This window comes from Streptomyces sp. NPDC002795, assembly GCF_042888725.1.
Taxonomy (GTDB): domain Bacteria; phylum Actinomycetota; class Actinomycetes; order Streptomycetales; family Streptomycetaceae; genus Streptomyces.
On record NZ_JBIAQB010000008.1, the window covers coordinates 127,362 to 141,966 of the forward strand.

13 protein-coding genes and 1 pseudogene are annotated in these 14,605 nt (G+C 71.4%); 9 read left to right on the forward strand and 5 right to left on the reverse strand.

Translation table 11 applies throughout. From position 1 onward, the window contains the following. Window position 1: 1 nt before the first annotated feature. A pseudogene (locus tag ACFYWS_RS24405) lies at window positions 2-329 on the reverse strand (molybdopterin-binding oxidoreductase); the annotation flags it as partial. Window positions 330-634: 305 nt separating this feature from the next. On the opposite strand from ACFYWS_RS24405, the gene ACFYWS_RS24410 reads away from it, so the two are divergent. The 3 genes from ACFYWS_RS24410 (at window position 635) to ACFYWS_RS24420 (ending at window position 4,032) form a co-directional block, all read left to right on the forward strand. After that, a complete protein-coding gene (locus ACFYWS_RS24410) occupies window positions 635-2,197 on the forward strand; it encodes a FadD3 family acyl-CoA ligase (RefSeq protein ID WP_389280074.1) in 1,563 nt (520 codons plus the stop codon). A gap of 81 nt (window positions 2,198-2,278) precedes the next feature. Beyond that, window positions 2,279-3,163, forward strand: coding sequence for an LLM class F420-dependent oxidoreductase (locus ACFYWS_RS24415; protein WP_389280076.1), 885 nt, complete (start codon window positions 2,279-2,281; stop codon window positions 3,161-3,163). Further along, the gene (locus tag ACFYWS_RS24420) at window positions 3,160-4,032 is read left to right on the forward strand and encodes an SDR family NAD(P)-dependent oxidoreductase (protein ID WP_389280078.1); all 873 of its coding nucleotides are present in this window, start codon (window positions 3,160-3,162) and stop codon (window positions 4,030-4,032) included. The genes ACFYWS_RS24415 and ACFYWS_RS24420 overlap by 4 nt, the downstream gene beginning before the upstream one ends. 23 nt (window positions 4,033-4,055) lie before the next feature. On the opposite strand, the gene ACFYWS_RS24425 is transcribed toward ACFYWS_RS24420, so the two are convergent. From ACFYWS_RS24425 to ACFYWS_RS24435, 3 genes are all read right to left on the reverse strand, one after another. Beyond that, entirely contained in the window at window positions 4,056-5,480 is a 1,425-nt protein-coding gene (locus tag ACFYWS_RS24425) for an amidase (protein ID WP_389280080.1), read from the reverse strand. Window positions 5,481-5,533: 53 nt separating this feature from the next. Further along, window positions 5,534-6,760 (reverse strand): NADH:flavin oxidoreductase, encoded by a 1,227-nt coding sequence (locus ACFYWS_RS24430; protein WP_389280082.1) that lies wholly within the window; start codon window positions 6,758-6,760, stop codon window positions 5,534-5,536. Window positions 6,761-6,879: 119 nt separating this feature from the next. Beyond that, on the reverse strand, window positions 6,880-7,656 hold the full coding sequence (locus ACFYWS_RS24435) for an SDR family oxidoreductase (protein WP_389280084.1): 777 nt from the start codon (window positions 7,654-7,656) through the stop codon (window positions 6,880-6,882). 173 nt (window positions 7,657-7,829) lie between these two features. On the opposite strand from ACFYWS_RS24435, the gene ACFYWS_RS24440 reads away from it, so the two are divergent. Both ACFYWS_RS24440 and ACFYWS_RS24445 read left to right on the forward strand, forming a co-directional pair. Then, window positions 7,830-8,450: a TetR family transcriptional regulator gene (locus ACFYWS_RS24440; RefSeq protein WP_389280086.1), complete on the forward strand. Its 621-nt coding sequence runs from the start codon at window positions 7,830-7,832 to the stop codon at window positions 8,448-8,450. After that, complete coding sequence (locus ACFYWS_RS24445) at window positions 8,447-8,881, forward strand: nuclear transport factor 2 family protein (protein WP_389280088.1); 435 nt, start codon at window positions 8,447-8,449, stop codon at window positions 8,879-8,881. Before ACFYWS_RS24440 ends, ACFYWS_RS24445 begins: the two co-directional genes overlap by 4 nt. A 41-nt stretch (window positions 8,882-8,922) precedes the next feature. On the opposite strand, the gene ACFYWS_RS24450 is transcribed toward ACFYWS_RS24445, so the two are convergent. After that, on the reverse strand, window positions 8,923-10,428 hold the full coding sequence (locus tag ACFYWS_RS24450) for an MFS transporter (protein WP_389280090.1): 1,506 nt from the start codon (window positions 10,426-10,428) through the stop codon (window positions 8,923-8,925). Between the two features lie 261 nt (window positions 10,429-10,689). Between ACFYWS_RS24450 and ACFYWS_RS24455 the strand changes: the two genes are divergently transcribed. From ACFYWS_RS24455 to ACFYWS_RS24470, 4 genes are all read left to right on the forward strand, one after another. Next, on the forward strand, window positions 10,690-12,339 hold the full coding sequence (locus tag ACFYWS_RS24455; RefSeq protein WP_389280092.1) for an AMP-binding protein: 1,650 nt from the start codon (window positions 10,690-10,692) through the stop codon (window positions 12,337-12,339). A gap of 74 nt (window positions 12,340-12,413) precedes the next feature. Beyond that, complete coding sequence (locus tag ACFYWS_RS24460; RefSeq protein WP_389280094.1) at window positions 12,414-13,247, forward strand: TIGR03619 family F420-dependent LLM class oxidoreductase; 834 nt, start codon at window positions 12,414-12,416, stop codon at window positions 13,245-13,247. Between the two features lie 17 nt (window positions 13,248-13,264). After that, entirely contained in the window at window positions 13,265-13,768 is a 504-nt protein-coding gene (locus ACFYWS_RS24465; RefSeq protein WP_389280096.1) for a nuclear transport factor 2 family protein, read from the forward strand. A gap of 33 nt (window positions 13,769-13,801) precedes the next feature. Further along, a complete protein-coding gene (locus ACFYWS_RS24470) occupies window positions 13,802-14,587 on the forward strand; it encodes an SDR family oxidoreductase (protein ID WP_389280098.1) in 786 nt (261 codons plus the stop codon). The last annotated feature ends 18 nt before the right edge of the window (window positions 14,588-14,605 follow it).

The following is a 14,605-nucleotide window of genomic DNA, read 5'->3' on the forward strand; positions in this document are numbered from 1 at the left end:
CGTCGACCGTGACGACGACCGAGTGCCGGCCGGAGGCTCCGTCGGGGACGGTCGGGGAGCGCTTGGCTGTCTGCGTCTCGCCGGTGCGGTCGGTGACCCGGACCGTGAGGGTGTGGCGACGCCGGCGACCATGACGGTGCCTGGCTTCGGGCGGGCGAAGGGTTTTGGTGTGTCGATACGGGACCGTGTCTTGACGGGCGCGCGCCGGGCCCACTCCCGCTTGACCCAGCACGGGTCTGTCCGTTCATGCCGACGGCGAGCGTCGCGTCCCGTCCGTCCATCACCTCCTCGACAGGGCTGCCGATGGTCATGCCGGATGGCTCGGACGCCGCATCCGAGGTTCCGGAAGGGTGCCCGAGCCGTCCGACCAGCCAGTGCAGCATTGGGGTCCCCACCAGCGCCTCCAGGTCCGGACGGCCTGATGGATTGCTGCCGATGTGTACGACTGCTTCCCGGGACCCTCCGTGGTCGGGAACTGTCACAGGTAATGCGAACTCCGTGAGGCCGTGGATTGGCCCGAACCGCCTTTCATCCCACTCACCGGGAACATTCCACTGCTCCCCTCTCTCCCGCATGGCACGCTCCGATCGCCTGATGCTCTGCACTGCCACGGCGACCGGGAGGACGACAACACATGGGCGGCCCGCACACCTTGGCGCGTCTCGCCGACTGGGCGGCCGACGCCCACGGAGACACGGAGGCTCTCACGTTCCGGGGGGCCCGTTGGACGTTCCGTACCCTGCGCGACCAGGTGGACCGGGCCGCGCGCGCCCTGATGGCGCAGGGGCTGCGGCCGGGCGAATCGGTCGGCGTCTGGGCGTCCAACAGCGACCGGTGGGTGATCGCCGCGCTGGGCGCGTTCGCCGCGGGCGGCGTCCTCGTCCCGGTCAACACCCGTTACCGCGCCGCGGAGGCCGCCGACATCCTGCGTCGGGCGCGTGCCCGTGTGCTGCTGACGGAGCACGACTTCCTGGGCCGCGACTACCGCACCGAACTCGCGGAAGGCCATCAACTGCCTTCCCTGGAACGGGTGGTGGCCCTGCACGACGACGGCGAGTGGGACACGTTCCTCGCCTCCGGCGACGCCGTCACCTCCGAGCAGCGCGAGGAACGGTCGGCGTCCGTCGCCCCGGACGCGCCGAGCGACCTGCTGTTCACCTCGGGCACCACGGGCCGCCCCAAGGGGGTGATCGGCGAGCACGGACAGGTGGTGCGGGCCTCCCGGGACTGGGCGCGGACGGTGACCTTGCAGTTCGGTGACCGGTATCTGCTGGTCAACCCGTTCTTCCACACGTTCGGGTACAAGGCGGGATTCGTGGCCTGCCTGTTGACGGGCGCCACGGTGCTGCCGGAGCCGGTGTTCGACGCGACCCGGGTCCTTGAGCGGATCGCGCATGACCGTGTCTCGGTGCTCACCGGCGCGCCGACGGTGTTCCTCTCCCTGCTGAACCACCCGCAGCGGTCCGCCCACGACCTGTCGTCGCTGCGCATGGCGGGGACCGGCGCGTCCAACATTCCCACCAGTCTCATCGAGCAGATCCGCGGGCTCGGCGCTCACACCGTGTTCACCGCGTACGGGCTCACCGAGACGAACGGCTTCGCCACCATCTGCCCGCCCGCCGAGGGCGCGCACACCCTCGCCCACACGGCCGGGCCCGCGATGCCCGGCACCGAGATCCGGATCGACGCCTCGACCGGCCGGTTCGCCGACGGCGAGGGCGAGGTGCTGATCCGGGGGTACCAGGTGATGCGCGGCTATCTGGACGACCCGGATGCCACCGCCGCCGCGATCGACGCCGACGGCTGGCTGCGCACCGGGGACGTCGGGCGCCTCGACGAGCGCGGCTTCCTGACGATCACCGACCGGCTCAAGGACATGTTCCTGGTCGGCGGCTTCAACGCCTACCCGGCCGAGATCGAACAGGCACTGCGCGGCCATCCGGCCATCGCCGACGTGGCCGTCGTCGGCGCGCCCGATGAACGGCTCGGCGAGGTCGGTGTCGCGTATTGCGTCGCGGCGGCCGACACCGGGATCGATACGGCGGAGCTGACCGGCTGGGCACGGCAGCGGCTCGCCAACTTCAAGGTGCCGCGCGCCTTCGTCCCCGTCGACGCCCTGCCGCACAACGCGGCCGGAAAGGTCGACAAGGTCACGCTGCGCGAGCGCGCCCGCGAGGCGCGGCCGCCCGGGGCGTGAGCCGACGGCCCGGTTCCTCCATGCGCGTTCCCGCCCTACGTTGCCCATCCCTCGCAGACACCCGTCCCCACAGGAGAGCTCATGAAGTACTCCGTCGTCCTCCCCGTCGACCTAGGCGTCCTCGGTGAGCCCGCCGATGTGCTGCGCCTGGCCCGGCACGCCGAAGCGCTCGGCTTCGAGTCGGTCTCCGCCGTGGAGCACGCCGTCGTGATCAGTGACACCGAGAGCCGATACCCCTACGCGCCCGACGGCCGGCTGCCCCTGCCCAACGATCTCGCCTACCCCGACCCGCTCGAACTGCTCGCCTTTCTCGCCGCCGGCACCGAGCGCCTCGGCCTCTCGACCGGCGTGCTCGTGCTGCCGAACCACAACCCCTTCGTGCTCGCCAAGCGTCTGGCCACGCTGGACCGGCTGAGCGGGGGCCGGCTGCGGATCTGTGCGGGGCTCGGCTGGATGCGCGAGGAGATCGAGGCCTGTGGCGGCGACTTCGCGCGGCGCGGCAAGGTGGCGGACGAGTCGATCCGGCTGATGCGTCAGCTGTGGGCGTCGACCTCGCCCGAAGGACTGTCCTTCCAGGGCGAGTTCTACGCGGTCCAAGGCGCGCACAGTTACCCCAAGCCGCACGCGGGCCGCGCCGTGCCCCTGCACATCGGCGGCCACTCCGAGGCGGCGGCCCGCCGGGCGGGACGCCTCGGTGACGGCTTCCAGCCCCTCGGCCTGGCCGGCGATGAACTGACCACGGCCATCACCCTCGTACGGGAGACGGCGCGGGAAGCCGGACGGGATCCCGGTGAGGTGGAGTTGACGCTGGGGGCGACGCTGCCGCGCGCGGCGGAGAAGACGGAGTGGGCCGCGTCGCTCGGCGCCGACCGGCTCGTGCTGTCCGGGTCCCGGCGCGCGACGTCCCTGGACGCGTTCGTCGAGGAGATGACGGCCTGCGCCGCGAAGGTGGGCCTGTCCCGATGACCGAGTACCTCACTCCCCCGCCCGCCCCCGAACTGCCGTCCGCGCTGCCGCGCGACCCCAACTGCCCGCTGTTCGGCGGGCGGACCGCCGTGGTGACGGGCGGGGCGCTCGGCATCGGCGCGGGCATCGTCCGGGCGCTCGCGTATCACGGGGCGCGCGTGGTGCTGTGCGACACGGACGGCGACGCGGCGCGGGCGACGGCGGAGGCGGCGCTCGGCGACGGCTCCCCCGAGGCGGCGGTCGTGATCGGGGACATTCGTTCACGAGCCACCATCGATGCCTTGGTGGAAGCGGCCGGTGCGCCGGACTTCCTGGTGAACAACGTGGGCGACTTCCGCCCCTCCGGCCCGTTCCTCACCAGCGGGGAGCAGGACTGGCAGGACATGTACGAGCTGAACTTCCTGCACATCCTGCGGGTGACGCGCGCGTTCCTGCCCGCGATGGTGGAGCGCGGGCGCGGCGGCATCGTCAACCTGTCGTCCGTGGAAGGGCAGCGGGGCATTCCCGGCAGCGCGGTGTACGGGGCGTTCAAGGCGGCCGCCGTCGCGTTCACGGCGTCGCTGGCCGCGGAGGTCGGCCAGTACGGCATCCGCGTCAACGGCATCGCGCCCGACCTCACCGACACACCGCAGACCCCGATGTGGGCGTCGACCGCCGCCAAGTACCAGGACCACGTGGGCAAATGGGTTCCGGTGGGCCGCTTCGGGCACCCGGCGGACCACGGCGACGCGGCGGTGTTCCTGCTGTCCGAGCAGTCCCGCTTCATGACCGGTACGACGCTGAACCTGGACGGCGGCACGATGGCGGCACCGGGCTGGCTGCGCCGCGACGAGCACCGGTACACGAACATGCCGCGGGGGCTGCGCTGAGCACAGGCGTACCGGTCCGATGGTCAGGAGCCGTCCGCAGGAGACTGGTCAGGGGCGGTGAGGGGCCACGGTGCCGCTGCCTCCAACTGGGCTGCCAGGGCGAGCAGTCGGCCCTCTCCGCCGAGGTCGGTGGCGAACTGTACGCCCAGTGGCAGCCCTTCGGCGTCGCGTCCGAACGGGACCGACATGGCGGGCATCCCCGTGACGTTGTGGACGCTCGTGAACGCGGAGTACACCGCCGCGTGTTCGTAGATCGACTCGGGTCGGGAGGTGTCGAGGACGCCGAGGCGGGGCGTGGGCCGCGCCAGCGTCGGCGTGAGGAGCACATCGTGTGTGCGGAACGTGGCACCCACCGACCAGCCGAACTCCTGGACCGCGCGGAGCGCACGGCTGACGTCGGCGGCGGAAAGCGTGCGGTAGTGCTCGTACAGGAGGTGAGTGAAGGGTTCCAGGTCGTCTTCCGCGAGGGGGCGGTCCAACTGCTCCAGGCGTGTGTCGATCTGGGCCACGAGGTCGCCACCCATCAGTACCGCCGACGCGGCGGCGACCTCGGCCGGGCGGTAGGGGGCCGCCAACTCCGTTACCTCGTGGCCGAGTCGGGCACACAACCGGGCGGCGTCGCGCGCGGCCGCGGCCGACTCGGGATGTACGTCGGGGCCGTCCGGCAGAGCGGTGACGAGGCCGATCCGCAGGGTGCCCGGGTCGCGTCCTGCCAGCTCCGTGAAGGAGGCCTCCGGCGTCGGTGCCGCGTAGGCGTCACCGGGGAGCTGCCCCGCGGCGATGTCGAGCAGCGCGGCGCTGTCGCGGACGGTGGTGGTGAGCGCGTGGTGCCCGGAGACGAGCCCCGAGAGCGTGGTCGGCCTCGGGTAGGGGGAGACGCGGCCGCGGCTGGGCTTGAGGCCGAAAAGGCCGCAGGCGGCGGCCGGGATGCGGATCGATCCGCCGCCGTCGCTGGCGTGCGCGACCGGGACCATCCCGGCCGCGACCGCCGCTGCCGAGCCGCCGCTGGATCCGCCTGATGAGTGGGCGTGGCTCCATGGATTGCGGGTGGGTCCGTGCAGTGCGGGCTCCGTGCCGGCGTTGAGGCCCAGTTCGGGGGTGTTGGTGGTGCCGAGGACGACCATGCCCGCACGCCGGTAGCGGGCGACCAGCTCGCTGTCGCGGCTCGCGACGTACTCGGCGAACAGTCTGCTGCCACCGGCCGCGGGCAGGCCGCGGACCTCCATGTTGAGGTCCTTCACGAGGACGGGCACGCCACGCAGCGGTCCGTCGGGCAGACCTGCCGCGACCTCCGCGCGCGCCGCGTCGAAACAGGTGTGGATCACCGCGTTGAGCCGGGGGTTGAGCTTCTCGATCCGGGTGATGGCCTCCTCGACGACGTCCCCGGCCTCGCGCTCGCCGTTCCTGATCGCCGCGGCGAGTGCCACGGCATCCATGTTCTGTTTCACGCCTCTCCCCTCGTCGTCACGTCTCGCCCCTCACCGTTCGCTCGATGACTCGGCTATGCCACGTATCCCTCGGGCTTGCCCCAGGTCGCGCGGCGGGTGGTGTCGCGGTCGACCAGGACGCACCGGGTGCCGGTGAAGTTGGTCGGCATGCACTTGTTGCAGTGGATGCACAACGACGGTGTGTCGGCGTCCTGTTGGATGCGGTTGATCAGATCTGGTTCGCGCAGCAGGGAGCGGGCCATCGCCACGAACTCGAATCCCTCGCGCATGGCGAGGTCCATGGCCGCCTTGTCGGTGATGCCGCCGAGCAGGATCATCGGCAGCTTCACCGCGGCCCTGATCTGGCGGGCGTCCTCCAGCAGATAGGCATCCCGGTAGGGGTAGCTGTGCAGGAACTTCTTGCCGACGGCCCGCACACCCAGCTTGATCGGCTGCGGCATGACCGCGGCGAACTCGCGGAGCGGCGCGTCCCCCTTGAACAGGTACATCGGGTTGAGGAGGGAGCTGCCCGCGGTCATCTCCAACGCGTCGACGGTGCCGTCCTGTTCGAGCCACTGGGTGACGGGGATCGCCTCGTCAAGCCAGAAGCCGCCGGGGACGCCGTCGTCCATGTTCATCTTCGCGATGACCGCGATGCGGCCGCCCACCGCGTCGCGGACGGCCCGCATGATCTCGCGGGAGAGCCGGGCGCGGTTCTCCAGGCTGCCGCCGTACGTGTCGGTGCGGTGGTTGATCTTGGGGCTGAGGAAGGAGCTGGCGAGGTAGTTGTGGCCGAGGTGGACCTCGACGGCGTCGAAGCCCGCCTCGATCGCCCGCCGCGCGGCCTCGGCGTGGGCCTCCGTGACGCGCTTGATGTCCGCGACGGACGCCTCCTTGGCCCAGCTCAGCGTGGTGGCGTGGAAGTGCTTCGACGGGGAGAGGGCGGGCGCGCCGTTGGCCTTGGGGTTGGCGACGGGCCCGCCGTGCCCGATCTGCGCGGAGACGGCCGAGCCGTGCGCGTGCACCGCGTCGGTGAGCTTGCGCAGTCCCGGCATCGCCTCGTCGGTCCAGTGGATCTGGTGCCGGTCGGTGCGCCCCTCCTTGGCCACGGCGCAGTACGCGACGGTGGTCATGCCGACGCCGCCGCGGGCGTAGCCGACGTGGAAGTCGACGAGGTCCTCGGTGACGAGCGAGCGATGGCTGAGCCCTTCGTACGTCGCCGCTTTGATGACACGGTTGCGCAGCTCGACGGGGCCGAGCGAGGCGGGGGCCAGGACATCGGGTGTCCCGTTGGTGGTCATGACTGGTTCCTCCTCGGTTCGGCATGGGGAACGCGCCCGTGCCAGTCGCTTCAGGTGGGGCGACGCTACGGTCGGCGGTTCACTGTCGCCGCCCGGCATCCCACTCACCGGGAGCCGGGTCAGAACGCCTTCGGGCCGCGGAGGGTCGTCTCCGCGCCCCCGTCCACGTACAGCACCTGCCCGGTGATGTGGCTGTTGTCCTCGGACGCGAGGAACATCGCGGCGCGCGCGACGACGTCCGGCCGCATGTAGCCGTTGAGTGGCATCGGGACGGCGGTGTCCATGACGGCCTTCATCTGCGGGTCGTCGAACAGGTCCGCGCTCATGGGGGTGAGGACGATGCCGGGCGCGACGGCGTTCACGGGGATCCCGGCGTCCGCCCAGCCGGGGGCGACGGCCGTGCGCCGCAGCCACTGCGCGAGTGCCGCCTTCGACGAGGGGTAGAGCCGACGCTCCCGGCCGTCGCCGATGGCCTTCCTCGCGTGTGTCAGGGCCGCCGGCTCGTCGGCCGCGAGGCAGGCGGCGACGATGTCCTCGTCCACGGGTTGTGTGGCGGAGATGGAGGCGAAGACCACCACGCGGGGCCGCTCGGACGCGGCGAGCGCCGACCGCAGGGCCGTCACGAACTCGGTGGTGCCGAAGTAGTTGACCGCTACCAGCGGCTCGCCGGGGACGGAGGTGCCCGCGCAGGTGACGACGGCGTCCACCACCCCGTCGGCGGCCTCGCGTGCGGCTTCGGCGGCTCCCGCCCGGCCGCCGGGAGTCGAGAGGTCTGCCGTGATGTCCGCGCCCCGCAGGTCGACCCCGATCACCTGGTCCCCCTGGGCGCGCAGCAGGGCGGTGAGAGCCGCCCCGATCCCGGATCCGGACCCCGTGACGACGACTTTGCGTGGCATGGATTCTCCCTCGGTCGATGGGCGCCTGCTGTCGATGGGCGCACCGCACCGTAGGCACGCGGCGGCGGCCCCCGAGGGGCGTCCACCGGTGAGTGGGACAGGGGAACGATCCGGTGCCGTGTGCTCCGTAGGCTGCGTGTCCGTCCGTGGAACCTGCCACCTGGAGGAGCAGCGTGCCCAGAATCGCGTCGGCCAGGCCGGGTGCGGAACCGAGTTCGCCGCGGCAGCACGCACGCCGGCAGAGCATCCTGCGGGTCGCCTCCGACATGGCGGCGGACACGGGGCTCGAAGGGGTGCAGATGCAGGAGGTGGCCCGGTGCGCCGGGGTGGCGATCGGCACGCTGTACCGCTACTTCCCTTCGAAGACACACCTGTTCACCGCCGCCATGGCCGAGCAGATCGAGGAGTTCGGGGCGGCGCGGCCACCCGCTCCCGCCGCTCCCGACCGCCCCGAGGACGCCGTCCTCGACGCCCTGGTCCGCGCCACTCGCAACCTGCTGCGACGCCCCGCGCTCGCGACGGCGATGATCCAGTCGTCGAACGCCGCCCGCGCCGGCACGGTCCCCGACCTGGCCCGCGTCGACACCGGGTTCGCCGACCTGCTGGCCCGTGCCTGGGGCGCCGACCCTCCCACCGAGGACCAGTCGGCGCGGCTGCGGCTGCTGATCCTGCTCTGGTACGGGGTGTTGCAGTCGAGGCTCAACGAGAACATCACCCCCGACCAGGCCGACGAGAACCTCCGCATGGCCTGTTCCCTGCTCCTGGCCGCCCCCCGACCGACGGGATTCCGATGACCGACACCGACGACCGGCAGCAGATCATCGAGGCGCTCGCCCGGCTCGCCGAGGCGCTCGACACCAGGGACTGGGGGGGCCTCGCCGCCGCCTTCACCCCGGACGCCACGGGATACGGACGTACCGGCCCCGACGCGATCGTCGCCAACGTCAGGGCGCACCTGGGCGGCTGCGGTCCGTCCCAGCATCTGCTCGGCAACCATCGGGTGACGGTCGAAGGCGACAGCGCCCGGTCGCTGACGTACGCCCGCGTCCTGCACCAGGGGGCCGGTGAACGGGCCGGTCGCTTCTACGAGTGCTGCGGTGAGTACGACGACAACTGGCGTCGTACGGACGGTGGTTGGCGGCTGTGCTCGCGGGTCTTCACCGTGTCGCTGAGCCTCGGGGATTTCGATGTTTTGCAGCCGCCCGTCGCCGGTCCCGACGCGTGAGAGGGCGCCGGGGCCCGAAGGTCCCGGCGCCCCGTGGACACTCAGCCGACGGGCTTCGGCGCGGCCGCATCCACGTCGTCCACCAGCCGCACGTCCTCCTGCTCGGCCAGGCCGCCCTGCGCGGGCGCCCGGCCGTGCTTCATGAACAGGGCGATCAGCAGGCCCACCGCGCCGACGGCCGCGGCCCATCCGTAGGCGTTGGTGAGGGCGCTGTCCGCGTACAGCACGGAATGGGTCTTCGGGTCGACCCGCAGGACGTGCTGCGACATGACCGTGCCGGTGACAGCGGTGGCGATGGCGGCCGTCAGCAGGGTGCTCATGCCGCCGATCGAGTTGCCGACGCCGCTCTGCGAGGCGGGCAGCGCGTCCTGGAGCAGATTCGCGTTCGAGGAGTGCAGGAAGCCGTTGCCGCACCCGATGGTCAGGGCCATCAGCCCCACCTGCCACTGCACAGTGAACATTTGGGAGCCGAAGTACATGCCCGCGAGGAACAGCAACGCGGCGGCGATGAGTACGTTGCGGGCTCCGGCCTTCTTGGACAGATAGCCGCCGAGCGGGCCGACGACCATGGCCGCGATCCCCAACGGGCAGGTCCACAGGGCGTATTCGAGCGCCGTCAGTCCGGCGCCGTAGCTGATTCCCGGCACGTTGTCCGGCGTCCTGAACAGCGTGGGGCCGATCAGCGCGTTCGCGTTCATCATGTACGACACGCACACGACGGCCAGGATGGTGGCACCGAATTTCCTGCCGAACAGCACGCGCATGTCGATCAGCGGGTGCCGGCAGACACGCTCCCACCACACGAACGCGGCCAGCATCGCGACACCGGCGATCAGGCAGGCGAGGGTGAGTCCGGAGGTCCAGCCCCACTCGGTTCCCTGGGTGACGCCGAGCAGCAGCACGGCGATCCCGGGCCCCATCAGCACGGTCCCCAGGTAGTCGATGGGCCGGTCGACCCGGATGTCGCTCTCCGGCACCAGCGCCGCGTAGACGGGCATCAGGACCGCCACGTAGAGGGCGAGGAACCAGAAGACTCCGTGGTAGCCGAAGCTGTCGATGAGCCAGCCGGCCAGGAAGGGCCCGAACAGGGCCGACATGCCGATTCCGGTGACGACGGTGCCCAGTGCGATCGGCACGAAGTCACGCGGCATGATGTCGCGGACCAGGCTGTAGGAGAGCGTGACGATGCCGACGAGGCAGCCCTGGAGCGACCGCCCGACCAGCATCATCGGGAACGACGTCGCGAGGGCGCACACGACGCTGCCGAGTATGAACACGACGCCGAGCCAGACGACGACGTTCTTCTTGCCCCACTTGTCGGCGGCCTTGCCGACGAGCGGTTGAACGGTCGCCCCGGCGAGCGTGAGGATCGAGGCGGTCCAGGCGATGTGCAGGGTCCCGAGCTCCTCCGCCATGTCCGGGAGGGCGGGGTAGACCATGATGAGCTCGAACGTCGCGATCTCCGAGAAGAGGATGATCAGGACGAGCACGGTGAACACGTGGCGCTTGGGTACCGCGCCATGGGACGGATTCAGGTTCAGTGCCATCGCGTTCCTTTGTCGGAGGGGAGGGAGCGGTGGACGTGCGCGTCGCTGAAGGGCGGTACCGGCCCCGGGACGTGTGCCGGAAAACTACGGCCACGACACACCGCCGAGGCACGGCGTCCCACTCACCGGGAGGGCGGCGTTCACGCCACGGAGCCGGTGTCCCAGTGACCGGAACCGGTGGGGTCCGGGCGGGCGTTTCGGGCCGAGACTGGCTCGACCGTGATCCGAGTGGAGTCCCCCGACGCCCCCGAGGAGTCCTCAATGACGAGCGACCAGGACCAGCGCACCATCGCCGCCCACACCGTCTACGCCGAACTCACCGGCCCCGGCGGCCCGTTCGAACTCGTCCCGGAGGACGTACTGGGCGCCCGGCTGCCGGTGTTCGCGCGGCGACGACGGGCGCTGCACGAAGTGGTGCACGAATCCGTGCACCACGGTGAACGCGACTACATCGTCACGGCCGACCGCCGGATCACCTTCGCCGCGCACGCCGCCCAAGTGGCCTCCCTGGCGCAGGCGCTGCGCGAGGAGTACGGGGTCGGCAAGGGCGACCGGGTCGCCATCGCGGCGGCCAACTGCCCCGAGTGGATCGTGACGTTCTGGGCGACGGTGTCGATCGGCGCGGTCGCCGTCGGCTTCAACGCCTGGTGGTCACCGCGCGAACTGGCCCAGGGAGTCGAGAACGCGACTCCGTCGGTGATCGTCGCCGACGCCAAGCGGCATGCGCGGCTCGATGACTGCGGGGTGCCCCTGCTGTCCGTCGAGGACGACATCGCCCGGCTGACCTCCAAGTATCCCGAAGCGCCGCTGCCCAGCGCCGACGTGGCCGAGGACGATCCGGCGGTCATCCTCTACACGTCCGGCACCTCCGGGCGGCCCAAGGGCGCCGTGCACACCCACCGCAACCTCCTGTCCGTCGTGGAGTACCACCGGCTCAACGACGCGGTGCTGGGGCGCTTCGGTGACCCGCTGGCACCCGAGGACCGCGTCTACCTGCTGGTCCTGCCGCTGTTCCACATCGCCAGCCTGCACAATCTCGCGGTGCCGCGGCTCGCCACCGGCAGCAAGGTCGCCCTGCACCAGGGCTCCTTCGACGTGGACGCCGTCCTGTCCATGGTCGAGCGGGAGCGCGTCACCAACTGGGGCGCGGTGCCCACGATGGCCCACCGCATGCTGGAGCACGGTGGGGCCGGCAACTACGACACCTCGTCGCTGACCTCGTTCTCGCTGGCCTCCGCCCCGTCCTCCGTCGAGTTCAAGGAGCGGCTGCGCACCGGTCTGCCCTTCGCCCGCGACTCCCTCGTCGACAGCTACGGCCTGACCGAGTCCTGCACGGGGATCGCCGCTGCGAGCCCGCAGGACCTCGTCGAGGCCCCCGGAACGCTCGGCCGCCCCGTCCTGGGCGTCAGCCTGGAGATCCGTGACCCGCTCGGGCAGGTGCTGCCGACCGGGGAGGAGGGCGAGGTGTGTGTGCGCAGCGCGTACAACATGCTGGGTTACTGGGGTGACGCGCAGGCCACCGAGGACGCGATCGACGCCGACCGCTGGCTGCGCACCGGTGACCTCGGGCGGCTCGACCCGGACGGGCGGCTGCGGCTGGTCAGCCGCCGCTCCGACCTGATCATCCGGGGCGGCGAGAACGTGTATCCGGCGGAGATCGAGGCCGTCGTCGCCGCGTACCCGGGTGTCCGGGAGTGCGTGGTGCTGGGCGTCCCCAATCCGGACCTGGGGCAGGTGGTGGCGGCCGTGGTGGTGACCGAGCAGGGCGCCGACGTCACGGAGGAGGGGCTGCGCGCCCACGCGGAGCGGGAGTTGGCCCACTTCAAGGTGCCGTGCCAGTGGCGGATCACCACCGAGGGCCTGCCGCGCAACGCGACGGGCAAGGTGCTCCGGCGCGCCGTTCAGGTGTGACCGGAGCCGATGGGATGAAGGCCGTCAGTCGAGCCGCGCAGAGAGGTGTCATGCGACTAGGAATTACGAGCCCCGTGGTCACTGCCGTACCCGGGGCGCATTCGCCGTGGGAACGCGCCGCGGGGATCGAGGAACTCGCGACGATCGCGGAAGCCGCCGACCGCCTGGGCTTCCACCATCTGACCTGTTCGGAGCATGTGGCGGTCCCGGCGGACATCGCGGAGCAGCGCGGGGGCACGTACTGGGATCCCCTGGCGACGTTCGGCCATCTCGCCGCGCGCACCCGGCACATCCGGTTCGCCACCCAGGTCCTGGTGCTCGGGTACCACCATCCGCTCGCCATCGCGAAGCGCTACGGAACACTGGACCGGGTGTCGGGCGGCAGGCTGGTCCTTGGGCTCGGCGTGGGCAGTCTCCAGGAGGAGTTCGACCTCATCGGCGCCGAGTTCGAGGGGCGTGGGGCGATCGCCGACGACGCGCTCGCCGCGCTGCGCGCCGGCCTGTCGCGTCGTCAACCCTCGTACCACGGCGAGCACTTCGCCTATGAGGGCTTCGTGGTGGAGCCGCATTCCGTGCAGGAGCGCGTGCCGCTGTGGATCGGGGGACGTACCGGGCGCTCGCTGCGCCGGGCCGTGTCGCTCGGTGACGGGTGGGTTCCGTTCGGGCTGCCGCTGGACCGGTTGGGCGCGATGCTCGCCGAGGCCGAACTGCCCGAAGGCTTCGAGGTGGTGCTCAGCGCCGGCAGGCCACTGGACCCGACCGGCGACCGGGCACGGACCGAGGCGGCCCTGCGCAGAGCCACGGAGGCGGGGGCGACGCTGGTGAGCGTGTCGCTGGCCGCCGAATCGGCCACCCACTACGTCGAACAGGCCGAGGCACTCGCCGAGTTGGCGCTCCCGCGCCCCTGACCTTCGAAGGAGTAACCGTGACCGACGACCCGATGGCCGCGCTGGAGGCAAGGCTGCGCCGACTTGAGGACGAGCGGGACATCGCCCGCCTCATGGCGTCGTACGGACCGCTCGTCGACAGTGGCGCCGCCGACGAGGTCGCCGAGCTGTGGGAACCGGACGGTGTGTACGACATCGACGAGCTCTACCTCGGCGACCGGAGCGAGATCCGCTCCATGGTGCGGTCCGCCGCACACCAGGGCTGGATACGGGGCGGATGCGCACACGTCGTCGGACCGGCGCATGTCACGGTGGACGGGGACACGGCCGTCGCCGTGGCCCATTCACTGATGGTCGTGCACGACGACGGCCAGTACGTGGTCCGCCGGGCCACCGCGAACCACTGGCAGCTGCGCCGCTCCCCGGACGGCTGGCGGGTGACCACCCGCACCAACCGGGTCCTCGACGGCCGCCCGGAGTCCCCGGCCCTGCTGCGCAGCGGGGTGCGGGGGACGGCGGCCGGCGCTGCCACCGCTCGATGAACCTCCATCCGTACGGAAAGGTGTATCCACGCAATGGACATCGGCAGCCCCCTGGACTTCACCGGACGCGTGGTCCTGATCACCGGTGGCACCAAGGGAATCGGCGCGACGACGGCAGAGGCGTTCCTGTCCGCGGGCGCTCAGGTCGCCGTGTGCGGGCGCGGCGCCCCGACCTCACCGCCTCGCGTGGGCGGCCGTGAGGCCGTGTTCCTCCCCTGCGACGTACGCGACGCGGACGCGACGGCCCGACTGGTGAACGCGGTCGTGGAGCGCTTCGGCCGCCTCGACGTCCTCGTCAACAACGCGGGCGGCTCCCCCGACGCCGACGCGGCCACCGTCTCTCCGCGTTTCGTGGAGAAGATCGTCGCGCTGAACCTTCTCGGCCCGTTCTATGTCGCGCAGGCGGCCAACAAGGTCATGCGGGAGCAGGACAGCGGCGGGATCGTCATCAACATCGGCAGTGTCTCCGCACACGACCCGCAGCCGGGCACGGCCGCCTACACCGCGGCGAAGGCCGGACTGCTCGCCCTGACCCGGGCGTTGGCCCTGGAGTGGGCACCCTTGGTGCGGGTCAATCACATCACCACCGGCCTCACCCGCACCGAGAGCGCCGCTTCCGTCTACGGCGAGGACGGCGGCGCCGCCGTCGCGAACGTCGTCCCGATGCGGCGGATGGCGGCGCCCGAGGACGTGGCGCGCGCCTGTCTGCTCCTCGCCAGCGATCTCGCGGGGTACGTCAACGGCGCGGATCTGGCCGTGCACGGTGGCGGCGAGGTCCCCGCCCGGTTCTACGCGGCGCGGCAGAAGACCACCGACTGACCCTCGGGCATGTGTGAA